Origin of the sequence: Limimaricola cinnabarinus LL-001 (genome assembly GCF_000466965.1) — a bacterium.
Classification (GTDB): Bacteria; Pseudomonadota; Alphaproteobacteria; order Rhodobacterales; family Rhodobacteraceae; genus Limimaricola; species Limimaricola cinnabarinus.
In genome coordinates, this window is record NZ_BATB01000132.1 from 1 (window position 1) to 2,661 (window position 2,661).

General features: G+C 63.7%; 1 protein-coding gene and 3 pseudogenes. 2 read left to right on the forward strand and 2 right to left on the reverse strand.

Annotated elements, in window-relative coordinates:
- The coding region (locus tag MBELCI_RS18570; RefSeq protein WP_045320524.1) for an IS256 family transposase at window positions 1-589 on the forward strand (589 nt) is incomplete at its 5' end.
- 78 nt (window positions 590-667) lie between these two features.
- On the opposite strand, the pseudogene MBELCI_RS20260 reads toward MBELCI_RS18570, so the two are convergent.
- Window positions 668-840, reverse strand: a pseudogene (locus tag MBELCI_RS20260) (transposase); the annotation flags it as partial.
- 68 nt (window positions 841-908) lie between these two features.
- On the opposite strand from MBELCI_RS20260, the pseudogene MBELCI_RS18575 reads away from it, so the two are divergent.
- Window positions 909-1,325: pseudogene (locus MBELCI_RS18575) on the forward strand (IS5 family transposase); the annotation flags it as partial.
- A 28-nt stretch (window positions 1,326-1,353) separates the two neighbouring features.
- Here MBELCI_RS18575 and MBELCI_RS18580 read toward each other — a convergent pair.
- Window positions 1,354-2,614 (reverse strand): annotated as a pseudogene (locus tag MBELCI_RS18580) (IS3 family transposase).
- Between the last annotated feature and the right edge of the window lie 47 nt (window positions 2,615-2,661).

The window sequence follows — 2,661 nt, forward strand, 5'->3', positions numbered from 1 at the left end:
CGATATGTGCAACAGCGCCCTGCGCAGCCTTGCCGACCGCGGCCTGCGGGGCGTGAAGCTGGTGATCTCCGACGATCACAAGGGGCTCCGGGCCGCCGCGCGGCGGGTCTTCAATGCGACCCACCAAAGGTGCCGGGTTCACTGGATGAGGAACGCGCTCGCTCATGCCCCGGCCAAGCAGCGCGCAGCCGTGGCCGCGATGCTGAAGACGATCTTCGCCCAGGACAACAAGGCCGATGCCGAAGCCCAGTGGGAGGTGGTCGCCGACGCGCTGCGTGAGAAGCAGGCGACACTCGGCGCGTTGATGGACGCCTCCCGCGATGACGTGCTCGCCTACATGGATTTCCCTCGCAAGCACTGGCCCCAGATCGCGTCGACGAACCCACTTGAGCGGGTGAACCGCGAAATAAAGAGAAGGTCCGACGTCATCGGCATCTTTCCCAACGACGAGGCCATTGTTCGGCTCGTTGGCGCATTGATGCTGGAGACCAATGACGAGTGGACCGTCGCGCGCCGCTATATGAGCCTTGAATCCCTCGCACGCGTCATCGACAATCCCAACATCAGGTTGCCCGCAGTGGCCTCCTGATCAGGCTTGGACGTCTCCGAAGGTCGGCGCTCTTACAACACCAGTCGATGGGACACTATCGTGACCATTCCATCACGCTTGGATGGCGGCATCGCTGTAGCTTTGCTGGCGGCCCCTCCTGCCGCTCGGGGGCGGCGTCCAGACCATGTCGGGATCAAACCAGATCGTCAGGGAGCCACGCTTCTTCAGCGCCTGGTTATATCGGACCAGTTCCTAGTCCTGTAGCTCGGCGGCGTCGGTCTGCTGCTCATGCGCTCCGGCTACCATGATGGATTCCGAAGATGAAACCCGTCAGTCCGTTTACGCAACAGAGCGATGGCAATGGCAGGCCCGCAAGCAAGGTCCACAGGGCCGTCGCCAGTGGCGGAAGATCCACCTGGCCATGGATGCGGCGACATCCGACATCTGCGCCGTGGAGTTCACTCCCAGCCGCGACGGCGACAGCCCGGTCCTGCCGGACCTTCCCGACCAGATCCCCGAGGACGACCCGATCGGCACCGTGACTGCCGATGGTGCCTATGACACGCATGGTTGTCACACCGCGATCATTGAGCGTCAGGCCACGGCGGTCATTCCGATCCGCAAGAACGGGCGCCCCTGGAAAGAGGATGGGCCGACAGCTGCGGCTCGCAACGACATCCTTCGGGGGACACGGCACTTTAGCCGAGCCTTCTGGAAACGCTGGGCCGGCTACCATGTCCGAAGCCGTGTCGAAGCCAAAATGCGCTGCCTCAAGGTGGTCTTGCCCCCGTTTCACCGGACACTCAGGCGGTTGCGGTTTGAGCTGCGATGAATTCGCGGGGCGAGCGCATCTTCAGCCTGAGTGTGGGTGATGGATGTTGTAGTCCTCAAACCAGTCGGCGAGCAACTCGAGGACGGTAATGGCGTCCGGCAGCGGCGTGACGTGAACGTAGTCGCGCTTCAGCGTCTTCACGAAGGACTCCGCGATGCCATTGCTCTGCGGGCTTTTCACCGGCGTGTAGCAGGGCTTCAGTCCCAGCTGCCGGGCGAAGATGCGGGTATCCCTGGCGACGTAGGGCGAGCCATTGTCGCTGAGCATCTCGACAGGATGCGGCGCCCGATAGCCTCCGAAGCGGGCCTCGACGCCCTCCAGCATCATGTCGCGGATGTCCGAGCCGCTGATGCCGGCGTTCACCACGGCCCGCCAGGCGATGATCTCCCGGTCATGCGCGTCGATGATGAAGGCTCCTCGGACGATCTCACCGTTCCAGCAGGTGAACTCAAAGCCGTCCGAGCAGTGAGCCGGTGGGGCGCCACTGGTTCAAGCCCACCGGCGAACGAATGTTCGAGCGCAGGGTGATGACCTTGCCCTCATGCGTCTGCTCCGGCCGCTCGGTGTATCTGCGCGCCAGCAGTAGGTCGTGCGCCTGCATGATGCGGTAGACCCGTTTGTGGTTCACGGGCGCCGCGCCATCGGCCCGAAGCCGTCGGTTCAGAACCGCCGCGATGCGCCTGTAGCCATAGGTCGGCCGCGCCGCCACGATCGCCGAGATCAGCGGAAGCACCACCGCGTCTTGCGCTTTGTGATAGCGCCGACGCGGCTTCGCGCTCCCGTTCAGCCGGGCATTCAGGTTCGAGCGGGAGACGCCCAGCGTCCGGGCCACGGCCTTCACCGGGAACCGCCCTTAGGCTGCGACTGCGCGAGCCAAGTCGGTTTTTTTGAGCGCGACTTGTCCAAGGCTTCCTTGAGGATCTCGACCTCGAGCGTCTTGCGCCCGAGCTGCCGCTCCAGTTCCCGGATGCGCTCTTCCATCTGCCGGACAGCGCGATTGCAGGTAACGTCGTCATCTCCAGACACGGCCACGGCTCCCCCATCCAGCATCAGGCGCCGCCAACGATACAACAGGTTTGCCGCCACGCCATTGCGGCGCGCGACCACCGATATGCTGGTGCCATCCTCCAGCGTCTCCTCGACGATCCGAAGCTTCTCGGCCGAAGACCAGCGCCGCCGCGGCCGCCATCGGTAATGATCTCGTAGTCAGACATAAGCACGTGCTTAGGCATATGCCTAAGCCTCCATGGTTATGCCTGAGGGCGATGTTGCGCAAATC